1 pseudogene is annotated in these 309 nt (G+C 66.7%); it reads right to left on the reverse strand.

The features are described 5' to 3' along the window. Nucleotides 1–124: 124 nt before the first annotated feature. Nucleotides 125–309 (reverse strand): annotated as a pseudogene (locus EN824_RS36435) (GlxA family transcriptional regulator); the annotation flags it as partial.

A 309-nucleotide genomic window follows, 5' to 3' on the forward strand; every position in this document is an offset into this window, starting at 1 on the left:
ACCTAACTCTGCTTCGGAACGATGTTCCCGTGGCAGCCGGCTACCGCGGGCTGAGGCTACTCGCGGCGCTCGTCGAACGCCCCGGCGAAATCCTGGCCAAGGCCGAGCTGATGGATGCGGCATGGCCGGACCTGCGCTGGTGAACGACAAGCTGCTGCGCCGTGCGGCGCGCGACATCCTGGCCGAGATCGTCCTCGATGAGGGCGAGCGCGAGGTCGATGCCGGCGGAAATACCGGCCGAGGTCCAGACATCGCCATCGTGAACGAAGATGCGGTCCGCATCGACGCTGATCCTCGGATAGCGGCGAG

This window comes from Mesorhizobium sp. M8A.F.Ca.ET.181.01.1.1 (genome assembly GCF_004792025.1).
GTDB lineage: Bacteria > Pseudomonadota > Alphaproteobacteria > Rhizobiales > Rhizobiaceae > Mesorhizobium.